The sequence below is a fragment of the Amycolatopsis sp. NPDC033938 genome, assembly GCF_055575975.1.
In genome coordinates this window covers 39,864-55,114 of sequence record NZ_JBVIRO010000018.1, presented here as the reverse complement: position 1 = coordinate 55,114, position 15,251 = coordinate 39,864, and the positions used below count along the sequence as shown (strand labels likewise).

Here is a 15,251-nt window from a genome sequence, read left to right as displayed (position 1 = left end):
CCAGGGCTTGACGGCAAGCTTGGCCACGGCTTAACTCAAGCCCTGAAATAAGGCGTGTCCCGTGTCACACACGGGGATGCGGCTTGGCCACTCACCCCGAGGACCATCGATGCGAATCGGAAAGATCGCGCCCGCGCTCGTCCTGGCGCTGGCGGCTGCCGCCACGACGGCGTGCGGCGGCGGCGACACGTCGTCCAGCGCTCCCAAGGAGCTCGTGTACTGGGCGTCCAACCAGGGCACCAGTCTCGACAACGACAAGGCCGTCCTGCAGCCCGAACTCGACAAGTTCGAGAAGGCCTCCGGGATCAAGGTCAAGCTCGAGGTCGTCCCGTGGACGGATCTGCTCAACCGGATCCTCGCGGCCACCACCTCCGGCAAGGGCCCGGACGTGCTCAACATCGGCAACACCTGGTCGGCCTCGCTCCAGGCGACCGGGGCCTTCCTGCCGTTCGACGACGCCGCGCTGGAGAAGGTCGGGGGCAAGTCGCGGTTCCTCGGGCCGTCGCTGGCGGCCACCGGGGCGAGCGGTCAGCCGCCGGTCGGCGTACCGCTCTACGGCCAGGCGTACGGCCTGTACTACAACAAGAAGCTCTTCTCCGAGGCCGGGATCACCAAACCGCCCGCCACCTGGGAGGAGCTGGTCGAGGACGGCAAGAAGCTCACCAAGCCAGAGAAGGGCCAGTGGGGCCTTTCGCTCCAGGCCGGTCAGGTCACGGAGAACAGCCATCACGCGGCGATTCTCGGCGCCCAGCAGGGGGCGCGGTTCTTCACCCCCGACGGCAAGCCGCAGCTGGCTTCGGAGCCGTCGGTCGCGGCCGTGCGGCAGTTCGTCGACCTGATGCAGAAGGACAAGATCGTCAACCCGTCGAACGCCGAGTACGCCGACACCGCCAAGTCGCTCAAGGACCTGTCGGACGGCAAGGCCGCGATGTTCATGAACCAGGCTTCCGCCGGCTCGTTCAAGAACATCGGGATGAACATGGCCGACCTCGGCGTCGCGCCGATCCCGCTGCCCGCCGCCGCACCGCCGAACGGCCGGAAGGTGACCAGCTTCGTCGCCGGCATCAACATGTCGGTGTTCAAGAACACCAAGAACACCGACGCCGCACTGGATTTCGTGAAGTTCATGGTCTCGGCGCCGGAGCAGGCACTGCTCAACAAGACCTACGGTTCACTGCCGACCGTCCAGGACGCCTACAACGACGCGGCGTTCCAGACCGAGGACGTCAAGGTCTTCCAGAGCGTGCTCGCGAACACGGCCGAGCCGATGCCGCAGGTGCCGCAGGAGTCGCAGTTCGAAACGCTGATCGGTACGGCCATGAAGACGATGTTCGCGGACGTCGCCGCCGGCAAGCCTGTCGACGACGCGAAGATCCGTGACCAGCTGAACCAGGCGGACCAGCAGATCGCGGCCGGTAGTTGATGCCGATCACGCTCGATGACGCCCCGGCCGTGAAAGCGGCCGGGGCGTCCGGTCCCCAGCGCGTCCGGCGGAGACGGCGCCGGGTCGCGCTGCCGTACCTGCTGCTGCTTCCCGCGATCCTGCTCGAACTGCTCGTGCACCTGATCCCGATGGTGGCCGGGCTCGTGATGAGCTTCTTCAAGCTGACGCAGTTCTCCATCCGGGACTTCTCGTCCGCCCCGGCGGCGGGACTGGACAACTACAGGTTCGTCCTGGACTTCAACTCCGCCGCGGGCAAGGCGTTGCTCGGCTCGTTCTGGATCAGCGTCGTCTACACCGTTCTCTCGGTCGGGTTCTGCTGGCTCTTCGGGACTTCGGCCGCCGTGCTGATGCAGAAGAACTTCCGGGGCCGCGGGGTGCTCAGGACCCTGTTCCTGGTGCCGTACGCGCTGCCGATGTACGCCGCGGTGATCACCTGGTCCTTCATGTTCCAGCGCGACACCGGCCTGGTGAACAGTCTGCTGGGCACCGACTCCTTCTGGCTGATCGGCGACAACAGCTTCTGGTCGCTGGTGGTCGTCTCGGTGTGGCGCAACTGGCCGTTCGCGTTCCTGATCGTGATGGCGGGGTTGCAGAACATCCCCGGTGAGCTCTACGAGGCCGCGGCGATCGACGGCGCGGGCTGGTGGCGTCAGTTCCAGGCGATCACCCAGCCGATGCTGCGGCCGGTCAACCAGGTTCTCCTGCTGGTGCTGTTCCTGTGGACCTTCAACGACTTCAACACGCCGTATGTCCTTTTCGGAGCGTCCGCCCCGAAGGAGGCGTCACTGATCTCGATCCACATCTACCAGAGTTCCTTCGTGACCTGGAACTTCGGCCTCGGCTCGGCGATGTCGGTGCTGTTGCTGCTGTTCCTCTTGATCGTCAGCACCGTCTACTTGGGACTGACTTCGCGAAGGAGGAAAGCCGTTGTCTGAGCCTCGCTGGGTCCCGTGGGCCCGACGTTTCGTCCTCGGCTTCCTCGCCCTGTTCACCTTGGTGCCGCTCTACGCGATGGTTTCGTCGTCGCTGAAGCCGCTCGGGGATGTACAAGGGAAATGGGAGTGGATCCCGACGACGCTGACCATCCAGCCGTTCTTCGACATCTGGGAGACCATCCCGCTCGCCGAGTATTTCGTGAACAGCCTGATCATCTCCGGCTCGGCGGCGGTCCTGTCGGTGCTCATCGCGATCTTCGCGGCGTACGCGCTGAGCCGGTTCCGGTTCCGGGGCAAGAACTTCTTCAAGATGACCGTCCTGTCAACGCAGATGTTCCCCGGCATCCTGTTCCTGCTGCCGCTGTTCCTCATCTTCGTCAACATCGGCAACACCACCGGCATCGTGCTGTACGGCTCCCGGCTCGGGTTGATCGTCACCTACCTGACCTTCTCGCTGCCGTTCGCCATCTGGATGCTCGCCGGCTACATCGACTCGATCCCCAAGGAACTCGACGAAGCGGCGATGGTCGACGGCACCGGACCGCTCGGCGCGCTGATCCGGGTGGTCATCCCGGCCGCCATGCCGGGCATCGTCGCGGTGGGGATCTACTCGTTCATGACGGCCTGGGGCGAGGTCCTGTTCGCGTCGGTGATGACCGACTCCGGCACGCGGACCCTCGCCGTCGGCCTGCAGGAGTACTCCACCCAGGTCCAGGTCTACTGGAACCAGGTGATGGCCGCCTCGCTCATCGTCTCCGTCCCGGTCGTCGCCGGATTCCTTCTGCTCCAGCGTTATCTCGTCGCCGGGCTCACCGCGGGCGCCGTGAAATGACGCGCCGTCCCGATACAGAGAGGTCTGCCTTGAACCTGCACCTTCCCGCCGATTTCCTGTGGGGTGCGGCCACCGCCGCGTACCAGGTCGAAGGCGCCGTGGACGTCGACGGTCGCCTCCCGTCCATCTGGGACGACTTCGTCCGGGTCCCGGGTGCCGTCCTCAACGGAGACACCGCCGACGTCGCGTGCGATCACTACCGGCGCTGGCCGGAGGACCTCGAGATCATGAAACGGCTGGGGCTGGACGCCTACCGGTTCTCGGTCGCGTGGCCGCGGGTGATCCCCACCGGCCGTGGCGAGGTCAACGCGCTCGGGCTCGACCACTACGACCGGCTGGTCGACGCGCTGCTCGAAGCGGGGATCCGGCCGTTCGTCACGCTGTTCCACTGGGACCTGCCCTCGGCGCTGCAGGCGAACGGCGGCTGGCCCGAACGCGACACGGCCTACGCCTACGCCGAGTACGCGGCCGTCGTCGCGGCTCGGCTCGGTGACCGGGTCAAGGACTGGAACACCGTCAACGAACCGCTGTGCTCGGCCTGGCTCGGCTACCTTGAGGGCCGCTTCGCCCCGGGGATCAAGGATCTGAAGCAGGCGATCCACGCGTCGCACCATCTCCTGCTCGCGCACGGTCTCGGCGTACAGGCGATCACCGCGAACGCCACCGAACCCGCCAACGTCGGCCTGGTGCTCAACCTCAGCGGGATCGAGCCCGCGTCCGACTCCACCGAAGACGTCGAAGCGGCGGCCCGGATGGACGGCCACGTCAACCGCTGGTGGCTCGACCCGGCGAACGGGCGCGGCTATCCGGCGGACATGATCGAGGTGTACGGCGTCGAGCCGCCCGTGATCGGTGACGACCTCGAGGTGATCTCGGCCCCGGTCGGCTACCACGGGCTGAACTACTACTTCCGGCAGATCGTCGAGGACGACCCGGCCGGTCCCGCGCCGCGTGCCCGGCAGGTGCCGGTCGAGGGCGCCGCCACCACCGCGATGGGCTGGGAGATCCACGGGCAGGGCCTCGCGGACCTGATCCACCGCCTCGCCAACGAGTACGGCGCGCGGGCCATCTACGTCACCGAAAGCGGAGCCGCCTTCGACGACAAGGTCGCCGAGGACGGTTCGATCGACGACGCCGACCGCATCGCCTACCTGGAGGAACACCTGGGCGCGGTGGCGGGAGCGGCTGAGGCGGGAGCGCCGGTGAGGGGCTACTTCGCGTGGTCGCTGCTCGACAACTTCGAATGGGACAGCGGGCTGAGCAAACGGTTCGGGCTCGTGCGGGTCGACTACGACACGCAGGTTCGCACGGTGAAGGCGAGTGGTCACCGCTACGCGGAGATCATCGCCGAGCACTCACGAGACCGACGTCGTTCCCGCGGTTAGTGGTTACTTAGCGGCTGCTGCGAGTGTGGCTCGCCCATCCCGACCGAAGGGGAAGCCATGAGAGAGCACAGATTCGCCAGACGCTTGGTGGTGAGCACGCTCGCGGGCGTCACCGCGTTGACCGGGCTCGCCACCACCGCGCAAGCCGCTGAACCCGACTTCCAGCTGCCGTTCACCTGCGGCGAGGTGTGGAAGGGCAACAACCCGAACAGCGGAGCGCACCGGACCGACTGGGAACTCGACTTCAACCTCGCCAGCGGTGCGCAGGACAAGGGCAAGCCGGTGCTGGCCGCCGCGGCCGGGACCGTCGAGACCGCCGCCTACCAGCAGGACAACGGATTCGGGAACCTGGTGAAGATCAGGCACGGCTCCTCCGGTTACTACACCTATTACGCCCATCTGGACGACATGGCCGTCGACAGGGGCGAGTCGGTGAGCCAGGGCCAGCTGATCGGCTGGGTCGGCAACACCAGCGAGACGAACCCCGGAATCTCGCCGCATCTGCACTACGAAGTCCGCTATGGCTCCTCGGGATATCCGGGCAACATCCGGCCCGCGACGTTCGACGGCGCGCGTTTTCCCTATCCCGAGGGAACATTGACCTCGAAGAACTGTGCGTCGGCCCCGGTCAAGGCCGCCAAGAGCATCAACGGTGACAAGTACGACGACGCGGCGGGTGTGGACGCCGCGGGCGACCTCTGGTTTTATCCCGGGCGCGCGGCCGGTGGATTCGGCACGAGGGTGAAGCTCGGCGAGGGCTGGAGCGGGTACAACCGGATCGCCATCGCGGACGCCAACGGCGACGGCTGGGCCGATCTCTTCGCCACGGACGGCGGCGGTGCGCTCAAGTACTGGCGCAACCGCGGCGACGCCAGCTTCTCGCCGGCCGTGCAGGTCGGTTCCGGCTGGACGGGCATCGACTACTTCTCGGTCGCCGACGTCAACGGCGACAACAAGGCCGACATCCTCGCGCGTGACGCGGGAGACCTCAAGTTCTACACCGGCAAGGGAACCGGTTCCTTCAGCGCGGCCGTGACAGTGGGGCCCGGTTGGGCGGCCTATCCGCGCCACACGGCGGCGGACGCGGACGGTGATGGCGATGGGGATCTGTGGGCGATCAATTCGTCGGGTGGTCTCTATTACTGGAAGCGCAATGGTGACTCTTATGCCAGCGGCGTCCAGGTGGGCAGTGGCTGGTCCGGGTTCGGGCCGGTGACCTCGATGGACATCAACGGGGACAACAAGGCCGATCTGGTGGCGGTCCGGTCCTCGGACGGGACGCTGTGGCAATGGCTCGGTGGCGGGTCCGGCACGTTCGGGCAGGGCACGGGGATCGGCGCTGGCTGGCTGGCCGTCCGCCTCGCGGCGTTCTGACGAGGGGTAACCATGACCAGCAAAGGACATTCGCTCCTCCGCCGGTTCGCCGCGGTGACCGCGGCGACCGTCGCGGCCTGCTCGACCGTGGCGGTCGCACCGGCACAGGCGGCAGGCGACATCGATCTCTGTGTGACCGTGGGCCGGGCGGCGGGTTTCACCGGGAACAACTTCGTCGTCGCCGTGGCCGTCGCGATGGCGGAATCACGGTGCGATCCGGCGGCCAGGGGCGTGAACCCCGGACATTCGGTCGATCGTGGCCTGTGGCAGATCAACGACTACTACCACCCGGAGGTCTCGGACGCCTGCGCGTACAACGCGCAGTGCAACGCGAACGCGGCCTTCCGGATTTCCGAAAGCGGCACCGACTGGTCGCAGTGGTCGACCTACCGCTCGGGCTCCTACCGGCAGTTCCTCGACGACGCTCGCGCGGCGATCGGTGCCACGCCGCCTGCCCCGAAGCCGGCCAAGAGCCTCAACGGTGACAAATACGACGACGCCGTCGGTGTGGACGGGGACGGCGTCGCGTGGATGTATCCCGGGCGTGCGGCCGGAGGCTTCGGGGCCCGGGTCCGGATCGGTTCGGGATGGAACGCGTTCGACCGGATCGCCATCGGGGACGCGAACGCCGACGGCCTGGCGGATCTGTTCGCCACCAGCGGTTCCGGGCTGTACCACTGGCGCAACCTGGGCGGCGGCAAGTTCTCGCAGGCGGCGCAGGTCGGCTCCGGCTGGACGGCCGTCGAGTACTTCTCGGTCACGGACGTGAACGGGGACAACAAGGCGGACATCCTGGCCAGGGACGCCGGCAACCTCAACGTCTACATCGGCAGGGGAAACGGCACGTTCGCGGGTGCCGACGTCGTCGGACCCGGCTGGTCGGCCTATCCGCGGCACACGTCCGCCGACGCGGACGGCGATGGCGATGGCGATCTGTGGGCGATCAACTCGTCGGGCGGTCTCTACTACTGGAAGCGCAATGGTGACTCTTATGCCAGCGGCGTCCAGGTGGGCAGTGGTTGGTCCGGGTTCGGGCCGGTGACCTCCATGGACATCAACGGGGACACGAAGGCCGACCTGGTCGCGGTCCGGGCATCCGACGGGACGCTGTGGCAGTGGCTCGGCGGCGGGCCCGGCACGTTCGGGCAGGGCACGGAGATCGGCAACGGCTGGAAGGCCGTCCGCCTCGCCGCATATTGACCGTTGATTTCGCCGGTTCGTGCGGGCGGATGGATCCCGGCCCCCCGATTCGTCGCTCGCTACGAACGGACGCTTCTCGAAACCTCCTAGGGTCGCCATGAACGAGGCGATCCTAGGAGGCGAAGCATGCGGACACTCTTGCGTGGCGGTCGTGTCATCGACCCGGCGACGGGTTTCGACGGCACGGCCGACGTGCTGGTGACGGACGGGGTGGTCACCGCCGTGGGGGTGGGTCTGCCGTCGGAAGCGGGAGACACGGAGATCGACGTCTCCGGGCTCGTCGTCGGCCCCGGTTTCATCGACCTGCACAGTCACGTGCACACCATCGCCGGCCAGCGGCTGCAGGCGATGGACGGGGTCACGACCGCGCTCGACCTCGAAGCCGGGCTGATGCCGATCGAGCGGGCCTACGCCGAGGCCGCCGCGGCGGGACGCCCGCTGCACTACGGTTTCTCCGCGTCGTGGGGTTCCGCCAGGGCGCAGGTGCTCGCCGGGATCGAGCCCGACGCGAATATCGACAGCGGGCTCGCCGTGCTCGGGAACCCTTCCTGGCAGAGGTCTTCCTCGCCGAAGGAGCTGGCGGCCTGGCTGTCCCTTGTGGAGGGTGAGCTGGCCGCGGGCGCGCTCGGCGTCGGCGTCCTGCTCGGCTACGCGCCCTTGACGGATCCGGGTGAGTTCGTGGCGCTCGCCCGGCTCGCCAAGGAGGCCGGGGCGCCGACCTACACCCACGTCCGTGAACTGGTCGAAGTGGACCCGGCGACCCCTGTCGACGGTTCGGAGGAGATCGCGATCGTCGCGGCCGAGACCGGCGCGGCCATGCACCACTGCCATGTCAACAGCACTTCCGGCCACCAGATCGACCGCGTGCTCGCCGCGCTGGAGGCGAGCCGTTCGGCCGGGTCGCGGGTGACCGTCGAGGCTTATCCGTACGGCGCGGGCAGCACGGGGATCGGCGCGGCCTTCCTTTCGCCGGAGCGGTTGAAGATGAAGGGGCTCTCGCCGTCCAGTGTGATCATGCTGGAGTCGGGGGAGCGGATCGCCGACGAGGGCCGTCTGCTGCAGGTCCGCGAGGAGGAGCCGGGGGCGCCCTGCATCCTGGAGTTCCTCGACGAAAGCAACCCCCGCGACCTCGAACTGCTGCGTCAGGCGCTCGTTTTCCCGGACGCCATCGTCGCCAGCGACGCGCTGCCCGTGTACTGGAAGAACGGCACCAGTGAAAGTACCGAATGGCCGTTGCCGCCCGGCGGCGCGACGCATCCACGGACGGCCGGGACCTACGCCAAGACGTTGCGCCTGATGGTGCGCGAGAGCAAGGCATGGACCTGGCTGGAGGCGTTCCGGCGCTGTTCCTACCTGCCGGCGCGCGTCCTCGACGAGGTCGCCCCCGCCGCGCGGGCCAAGGGCAGGCTCGGCGTCGGAGCGGACGCCGACATCGTCGTCCTCGACCCGAACACCATCACCGACGCGGCCACCTACTTCGATTCGACGAGGCCTTCGGTCGGTGTCCGGCATTTGTTCGTTTCGGGCGTTCCTGTCGTCACCGACGGCAACCTGCGCACCGACGCGTTCCCGGGCAAACCGCTGCGCGGTGAGCCGCGATGAGCGAACTGCTCGCCGACATCGAGACGCTCGTCCGCTGCGAGTCCCCGTCGTCGGATCACGAGGCGGTGGCCCGTAGCGCCGAGGTCGTGGCGGGGCTGGGCCGGAGACTGCTGTGGACGGATCCGGAACGGATCGTCGTCGACGGGGTCACCCATCTGCGCTGGCGATTCGGCGACGGGCCGACACGGGTGCTGCTCCTCGGTCATCACGACACGGTTTGGCCGCACGGATCGCTGGAGACCCATCCGTTTTCCGTGCGGGACGGCGTCTTGCGTGGTCCCGGCTGCTTCGACATGAAGGCCGGGGTGGTGATGGCGCTGCACGCCGCCGCTGTCGTCCCCGATCGCGCCGGACTGTCCATTTTGGTCACCGGTGACGAGGAGATCGGCTCGCCGTCGTCGCGCGCCCTGATCGAGGAGACGGCGGCGGGCTGTGACGCCGCGTTCGTGCTGGAGGCCTCGGCCGACGGTGGTGCGCTGAAATGCCGTCGCAAAGGCGTTTCCCACTACCAGGTCGAGGTGACGGGCCGCGCGGCGCACGCCGGGCTCGAACCGGAGAAGGGGATCAACGCGGGGATCGAGATCGCGCACCAGATCCTCGCGGTGGCCGCGCTCGCCGACCCGGAAACCGGGACCAGCGTGACCCCCACCGTCGTCTCGGCGGGAACGACGGTCAACACCGTCCCCGCCGTCGCGAAGGTGGAGGTCGACGTCCGCGTCTGGAACGAGGCCGAACAACTCCGGGTCGACCGGGCCATCCGAGACCTCCGGCCGGTTCTTCAGGACGCCGTCATCCGGGTCACCGGCGGTATCAACCGGCCGCCGCTGGAGGAAGGCTCGTCGTCGGGATTGTTCGCGCTGGCGCGGGAATTGTCGGACGAACTCGGTCTCGGTGAACTGACGGCGGCCTCCGTCGGCGGTGCCTCGGACGGCAATTACACCGCGGGGATGGGCGTTCCCACCCTCGACGGTCTCGGCGCCGTCGGCGGCGGGGCCCACGCGGATCACGAACACGTCGTCGTCGCGGAATTGCCGCGGCGCACCGCCCTGCTGGCCGCCCTCGTGGAAAACGTCCTCGCGAAGCGGGGTCCGTCCGGCGCGACGAATCCCGCGGGCGAATCTGGTACGGCACGACGGTGACTCGGCCACCGAGCCGGGAAAGGATTGTCCCGTGACGAATCTTGCGACGAATACGGAAAGCCTGGCCTCGGCCGAGGTGCGCGACGAAGCCGTCGCCGCCGCTCAGGCCGCGGCCGTGGCTTCGGGCGTCGAAATCCGCGAACTCACCGAAATCGCCGATCTGGCCGCCGTCGTGGACCTGTTCGAATCGATCTGGAAGTCCGCGCCCGGCGCCCGCCCGGTGAGCACGGAGCTGCTCCGGGCGATGTCCACGGCCGGGAACTACGTCGCGGGCGCGTTCGAACACGGCGAACTTCTGGGAGCCTGCTTCGGTTTCTTCGGGAATCCGGGGAAAGCGAGCCTGCACAGTCACATCGCCGGGGTCGCCAAAGCGGGCGTGGGCCGGGGGATCGGTCACGCGCTCAAACTGCACCAGCGCGGCTGGGCGCTGCTTCAGGACGTCTCGGTGATCACCTGGACCTTCGATCCGCTGGTGCGGCGCAACGCCTATTTCAACCTGGGGAAGCTCGGCGCGCGCCCCATCGGTTATCTGCCCGACTTCTACGGTCCGATGGAGGACAGCATCAACGGTTCGGGCGACACCGACCGGCTGATGGTCGGCTGGGACCTGACGAGTCCGGACGTCCGCGCCGCCGCCCTCGGTGAACCCGTCCTGATCGACGCGGAAGCACTGGGCGCGGCGAAGGCGCTGGCGATCGACGCGGACGGTGGTCCGCTCGCCGGTCCCGCCGACACGCCGACCGTGCTCGTCGCCGTCCCGCCCGACGTCGAACGGTTACGCCGCACCGATCCCGGTCGCGGTAACGCGTGGCGGGTCGCCCTGCGCGAAGTCCTCGGCGGTCTGATGGCGGACAACGCCCATGTCGCCGGTTTCGATCGTGCCGGCTGGTACGTGATCTCGAAGGAGCAGTCGTGAAACTCAGCGGTGTGGAACTGCGCCGGGTCCGGATGCCGCTCGTGGCCCCGTTCCGGACGTCGTTCGGGACGCAGGCCGAACGGGAACTGCTGCTCGTCCGCGCGGTGACCCCGGCGGGCGAGGGCTGGGGCGAATGCGTGGCGATGGAGGCGCCGCTCTACTCGTCGGAGTACAACGACGCCGCCGAGCACGTGCTGCGGAACCATCTGATCCCGGCGTTGCTGGGGGCCGGTGACCTCACCGCGCACAAGGTGACGCCGCTGCTGGCGAAGTTCAAGGGCCACCGGATGGCGAAGGCCGCGCTGGAGATGGCGGTGCTCGACGCCGAACTGCGGGCGCATGACCGGTCCTTCGCCGCCGAGCTGGGGTCCACTCGCGACTCCGTGGCCTGCGGGGTGTCGGTCGGCATCATGGACTCCATCCCGCAGCTGCTCGACGTCGTCGGTGGGTACCTCGACGAGGGCTACGTGCGCATCAAGCTGAAGATCGAACCCGGCTGGGACGTCGAGCCCGTCCGCCAGGTGCGGGAGCGCTTCGGTGACGACGTGTTGCTGCAGGTCGACGCGAACACCGCGTACACCCTCGGCGACGCGCCGCTGCTGGCCAGGCTGGACCCGTTCGACCTTCTCTTGATCGAGCAGCCGCTCGAAGAGGAGGACGTCCTCGGGCACGCCGAACTGGCACGCCGCATCCGGACGCCGATCTGTCTCGACGAGTCGATCGTTTCGGCGAGGGCCGCCGCGGACGCGATCAAGCTGGGCGCGTGCCAGATCGTCAACATCAAACCGGGCCGGGTCGGCGGCTACCTCGAAGCCCGCCGGGTGCACGACGTCTGCGCGGCGCACGGGGTCCCGGTGTGGTGCGGCGGGATGATCGAGACCGGGCTCGGCAGGGCGGCCAACGTCGCCCTCGCCTCGCTGCCGGGCTTCACGCTCCCCGGCGACACCTCGGCGTCCGGCCGGTTCTACCGCACGGACATCACCGAGCCGTTCGTGCTCGAGTCCGGGCACCTGCCGGTGCCGACCGGCCCAGGCCTCGGGGTGACTCCGATTCCGGACCTGCTGGACGAGGTAACAAAGTCGAAAGCGTGGATCGATTCGTAGCAAACTACGAATTCCGGGGTTAGATTTGGTCGGATCGAACCACTCGGTTCGGTGAGGCCGGGTTTAACTTCGGGGGGTGCTGACACCGGTGCCCAGTAAGCCGCACACGAGTTTGGGGCGCGTCCTCGAAGACCTCGGGGACGTGCTCCTGGAGCCGATCGCGGTCGGCGGGACCACCCGCAAGCAGCTCGGCGGGGTGGTCATCCACGATCCGCACGACGAGTCGGAATTTCCCGCCTCCGCCGTCGTGCTCGGCGTCGGGGTGCGGGAACACGACGAGGTCGTCAGTCTCCTGCACGACGTGGGTGCGAGGGGAGCGGCGGCGCTCGTCGTCCGTTCTCCCGTCACCCCGACGCCGGAACTCCGCCGTGCCGCGGACTCGACCGGGGTCGCCCTGCTCGGCCTCGCCAGCGGCGCTTCCTGGGCCCAGCTGGCCGCCATGCTCAGGACCTTGCTCGCGGAGGGCGACGTCGGCGAAGTCTCGCCGCAGACACTCGGCGGAATGCCCTCGGGTGATCTTTTCGCCCTCGCCAACGCGGTGGCCGCGCTGCTCGACGCGCCGGTGACCATCGAGGACCGCAACTCGCGGGTCCTCGCGTTCTCCGGGCGCCAGGACGAGGCCGACCCGTCGCGGGTCGAGACCATCCTCGGCAGGCAGGTACCGGAGCGGTTCACCCGCAACCTGGAACGGGACGGCATCTTCGAGAAGCTCTACCGCGATCACACGCCCGTGTACGTCGACCCGGAACGCTACGACGCTCACGAGATCGTGATCCCGCGGGTGGCACTCGCCGTCCGCGCGGGTGACGAGGTGCTCGGGTCGATCTGGGCGGCGGTCCGGGAACCGCTCAGCGAGGAGCGGACCCAGGCGTTCATCGACGCCGCCAAACTCGTCGCGTTGCACATGCTCCGGTTGCGTGCGGGCGCCGACGTCGAACGAAGGCTGCGCGCGGAGCTGGTGAGCACGGCGCTCGAAGGCGGTGCCGCCGCCCCGGAGGCCATCGCCCGGCTCGGTCTGCTCGGCCAGCCGTCGATCGTGCTCGCCATGGGCCTGCTCGGCGCGCCGGCCCCGGACGACGATCTCCGCCTGGCCGCGGACCGCCAGCGGGTCGCGGACGCGCTGGCCATGCACCTCAGCGCCGTCCAGCCACGCTCGGCCGTCGCCCTCGTCGGCGACGTCGCCTACGGCATCGTCCCGATGCCGGGCAGCCACGCCGACTGCCAGGAGCGCTCGATCCGGGTCGCGTCCACGTTTCTGGAGCGCACCGGGCGCCGGGCGGCCGCCGCGATCGGCATCGGACCGCTCGCGCTCGACGGCTCCGGCCTGCGCGCCTCGCGCGACGGCGCCGACCGGGCGTTGCGGGTACTGCTCACCAACGGCGGCGCCAAACGCGTCGCGACCGTCGAGGACGTCCACGTCGACGCTCTCATGCTGGAGCTGGCCGATCTGGCCGCGGCGAGGGGGGACGTCGCGACCGGCCCTGTCGCGCGGCTGCTCGCCTACGACGCACAGCATCAGTCGCAGCTGGTGCACACCCTCAGGTGCTGGCTGGACGCCTTCGGGGACATCGGTGCCGCGTCCGCCGCGGCCTACGTCCACCCCAACACTTTCCGCTACCGGTTGCGGCGGCTGGCCGAAGTCGGCGAGATCGACCTCGACGACGCGGGGGAGCGGTTCGCCGCCATGCTGCAACTGCGGCTGCTGCCCCGCGACGCGCGGACCGGGCCGCCCACCGTCGAAGAGTCCTGATTCTCCGTCGGAGGTTGGTCGTCCCGGCCCGAAAGATCGCCGGATGTTCGTGGGATCGAACCAACTCTCCTGTTCACCCGCTGTTCAAAATAAGTGATCGGCGCGACACCGGAACGGCAACCGGTCCCGACAGCGTGCGTCGTTCTCCTTCTCTCCCAACGGTTTCGGCGGAGGCGTGATGGCGACAGTGGTCAAAGAGGACACCTGGACGGCGCGGCGGATCAACCGGACGGCGGTCATCACCATGGTGGTGATGGTGTTCGCCTGGTCGGTCGACTACATCGATCGGTTCTCCATCGGGATGGCGCTGCCGATGATCGGCGCCGAGTTCGACCTCAGCAAGACCCAGCAGGGCTGGCTCGTGACCGTGTTCGCACTGGTCTACATGGTCTGCCAGATCCCGGCCGGATTCCTCGCCGACCGCTACGGCTCCCGCGGTCCGATGCTGGTCACGTTGCTGCTCTGGTCGGTGTTCACCGCGATGACCGGGATGGCGGGCACCTTCGGGATGCTGCTCGTGGTCCGTGGGCTTTTCGGGGTGTGCCAAGGGCTTTTCCCGGCGGCGTCGTTCAAGGCGATCGCGGAGCGGACGACTCCCGCCAACCGGGCGACGGTCACCGGCGTGATGCTTTCGGCCGGCGGGATCGGTGCGGGGCTGGCGCCATTGATCGTCGGGCCGTTGCTGATGGCCATCGGCTGGCGGCACACCTTCTTCTGGATGGCGGGGATCGGCGCGTTCATCGGCGTCGTGGTCTGGGCGATCCTGCCCAAGGCGCTGCCGAAATCGCTCAGCAGCCTTCCCCGTGACGAGGCGAAGACGCCGGAGGTCTCCCGCAAGCAGGTGCTGAAGTCCCCGGTGATCTGGAAGTTCACCCTGCTGTTCTGCGTCACCAACATGCTCAACTACGGGATGATCACCTGGGTACCCAGCTACCTGCTGGAGTCGCGCGGGTTGTCGTTGAGCCAGACCGGGGTACTGGCCGCGATCCCGATGCTGGTCAGCATCGGCACGACCATCCTCGGTGGCTGGCTGTTCGACAAGTACTTCCACGACCACGGCCGCTGGTACCTCGGCTCGATCGCCCTGGTGACCGTGGTGCTGCTGACGCTCATGGTGAACGCGGACAGCACGGCGGAATTCACCCTCTACGAGACGCTCGCCCTCGCGGTCTTCGGCGTGGCGACGATGGCCGTCTTCGGCCTTCCGTTGCGGGTGCTTCCCACGGCGGTCACCGGGATCGGCATGGGGGTGATGAACTTCGGCGGCCAGGTGGCCGGCGCGGTCGCCCCGGTCGCGATGGGCTGGCTCGCGGACACCTTCTCCTACACCGCCGCGTTCGGCTTCCTCATCGGCACCACCCTGATCACCGCCGTGATGGCGTTCTGGGTACCGCAGACGCCCGCGCAGTTCACCTTCTCCGCGACGAGTCCTAAGTAGACAGATCTTCGGTACAGGTGGTCGTGAGTGGCGATTCGGGGTGAAAACCCGAAAGCCCCACCCCCAAGAACCGCGCCCCCCCCCCCCCACACCCCCCCCCCCCACCCCCACAACGACCCCCCGGCCCCCCCCC

General features: G+C 68.4%; 12 protein-coding genes. All 12 read left to right on the top strand.

The features are described 5' to 3' along the window. The first annotated feature begins 109 nt into the window (after positions 1 to 109). The 12 genes from ACZ5ZX_RS33120 to ACZ5ZX_RS33065 all read left to right on the top strand — a co-directional run bounded on the left by ACZ5ZX_RS33120 (position 110) and on the right by ACZ5ZX_RS33065 (position 15,118). Positions 110 to 1,423: an ABC transporter substrate-binding protein gene (locus ACZ5ZX_RS33120; protein WP_465505926.1), complete on the top strand. Its 1,314-nt coding sequence runs from the start codon at positions 110 to 112 to the stop codon at positions 1,421 to 1,423. Next, entirely contained in the window at positions 1,423 to 2,379 is a 957-nt protein-coding gene (locus ACZ5ZX_RS33115; RefSeq protein WP_465505925.1) for a carbohydrate ABC transporter permease, read from the top strand. The genes ACZ5ZX_RS33120 and ACZ5ZX_RS33115 overlap by 1 nt, the downstream gene beginning before the upstream one ends. Beyond that, on the top strand, positions 2,372 to 3,211 hold the full coding sequence (locus ACZ5ZX_RS33110; protein WP_465505924.1) for a carbohydrate ABC transporter permease: 840 nt from the start codon (positions 2,372 to 2,374) through the stop codon (positions 3,209 to 3,211). The genes ACZ5ZX_RS33115 and ACZ5ZX_RS33110 overlap by 8 nt, the downstream gene beginning before the upstream one ends. Positions 3,212 to 3,240: 29 nt before the next feature. Further along, positions 3,241 to 4,596: a GH1 family beta-glucosidase gene (locus ACZ5ZX_RS33105; RefSeq protein ID WP_465505923.1), complete on the top strand. Its 1,356-nt coding sequence runs from the start codon at positions 3,241 to 3,243 to the stop codon at positions 4,594 to 4,596. A 57-nt stretch (positions 4,597 to 4,653) separates the two neighbouring features. Next, positions 4,654 to 5,970, top strand: a complete 1,317-nt coding sequence (locus ACZ5ZX_RS33100) for an FG-GAP-like repeat-containing protein (protein WP_465505922.1) — start codon at positions 4,654 to 4,656, stop codon at positions 5,968 to 5,970. 12 nt (positions 5,971 to 5,982) lie between these two features. Further along, positions 5,983 to 7,170 (top strand): FG-GAP-like repeat-containing protein, encoded by a 1,188-nt coding sequence (locus ACZ5ZX_RS33095; RefSeq protein ID WP_465505921.1) that lies wholly within the window; start codon positions 5,983 to 5,985, stop codon positions 7,168 to 7,170. A gap of 126 nt (positions 7,171 to 7,296) precedes the next feature. Continuing rightward, a complete protein-coding gene (locus tag ACZ5ZX_RS33090) occupies positions 7,297 to 8,772 on the top strand; it encodes an amidohydrolase family protein (protein ID WP_465505920.1) in 1,476 nt (491 codons plus the stop codon). Then, positions 8,769 to 9,911, top strand: coding sequence for a M20 family metallopeptidase (locus tag ACZ5ZX_RS33085; protein WP_465505919.1), 1,143 nt, complete (start codon positions 8,769 to 8,771; stop codon positions 9,909 to 9,911). Before ACZ5ZX_RS33090 ends, ACZ5ZX_RS33085 begins: the two co-directional genes overlap by 4 nt. A gap of 31 nt (positions 9,912 to 9,942) precedes the next feature. Further along, positions 9,943 to 10,827, top strand: coding sequence for a GNAT family N-acetyltransferase (locus ACZ5ZX_RS33080; RefSeq protein ID WP_465505918.1), 885 nt, complete (start codon positions 9,943 to 9,945; stop codon positions 10,825 to 10,827). Further along, complete coding sequence (gene menC, locus ACZ5ZX_RS33075; RefSeq protein WP_465505917.1) at positions 10,824 to 11,930, top strand: o-succinylbenzoate synthase; 1,107 nt, start codon at positions 10,824 to 10,826, stop codon at positions 11,928 to 11,930. The genes ACZ5ZX_RS33080 and menC overlap by 4 nt, the downstream gene beginning before the upstream one ends. A 76-nt stretch (positions 11,931 to 12,006) precedes the next feature. Then, positions 12,007 to 13,680: a PucR family transcriptional regulator gene (locus ACZ5ZX_RS33070; protein WP_465505916.1), complete on the top strand. Its 1,674-nt coding sequence runs from the start codon at positions 12,007 to 12,009 to the stop codon at positions 13,678 to 13,680. A 178-nt stretch (positions 13,681 to 13,858) separates the two neighbouring features. Then, on the top strand, positions 13,859 to 15,118 hold the full coding sequence (locus ACZ5ZX_RS33065) for an MFS transporter (protein WP_465505915.1): 1,260 nt from the start codon (positions 13,859 to 13,861) through the stop codon (positions 15,116 to 15,118). Positions 15,119 to 15,251 lie beyond the last annotated feature (133 nt).

Bases quoted from the DNA above. Each gene is read 5' to 3' on its own strand.
- ACZ5ZX_RS33120 (WP_465505926.1), top strand. From the start codon at position 110: ATGCGAATCGGAAAGATCGCGCCCGCGCTCGTCCTGGCGCTGGCGGCT.
- ACZ5ZX_RS33090 (WP_465505920.1), top strand. From the start codon at position 7,297: ATGCGGACACTCTTGCGTGGCGGTCGTGTCATCGACCCGGCGACGGGT.
- ACZ5ZX_RS33065 (WP_465505915.1), top strand. From the start codon at position 13,859: ATGGCGACAGTGGTCAAAGAGGACACCTGGACGGCGCGGCGGATCAAC.
- ACZ5ZX_RS33085 (WP_465505919.1), top strand. From the start codon at position 8,769: ATGAGCGAACTGCTCGCCGACATCGAGACGCTCGTCCGCTGCGAGTCC.
- ACZ5ZX_RS33100 (WP_465505922.1), top strand. From the start codon at position 4,654: ATGAGAGAGCACAGATTCGCCAGACGCTTGGTGGTGAGCACGCTCGCG.
- ACZ5ZX_RS33115 (WP_465505925.1), top strand. From the start codon at position 1,423: ATGCCGATCACGCTCGATGACGCCCCGGCCGTGAAAGCGGCCGGGGCG.
- ACZ5ZX_RS33095 (WP_465505921.1), top strand. From the start codon at position 5,983: ATGACCAGCAAAGGACATTCGCTCCTCCGCCGGTTCGCCGCGGTGACC.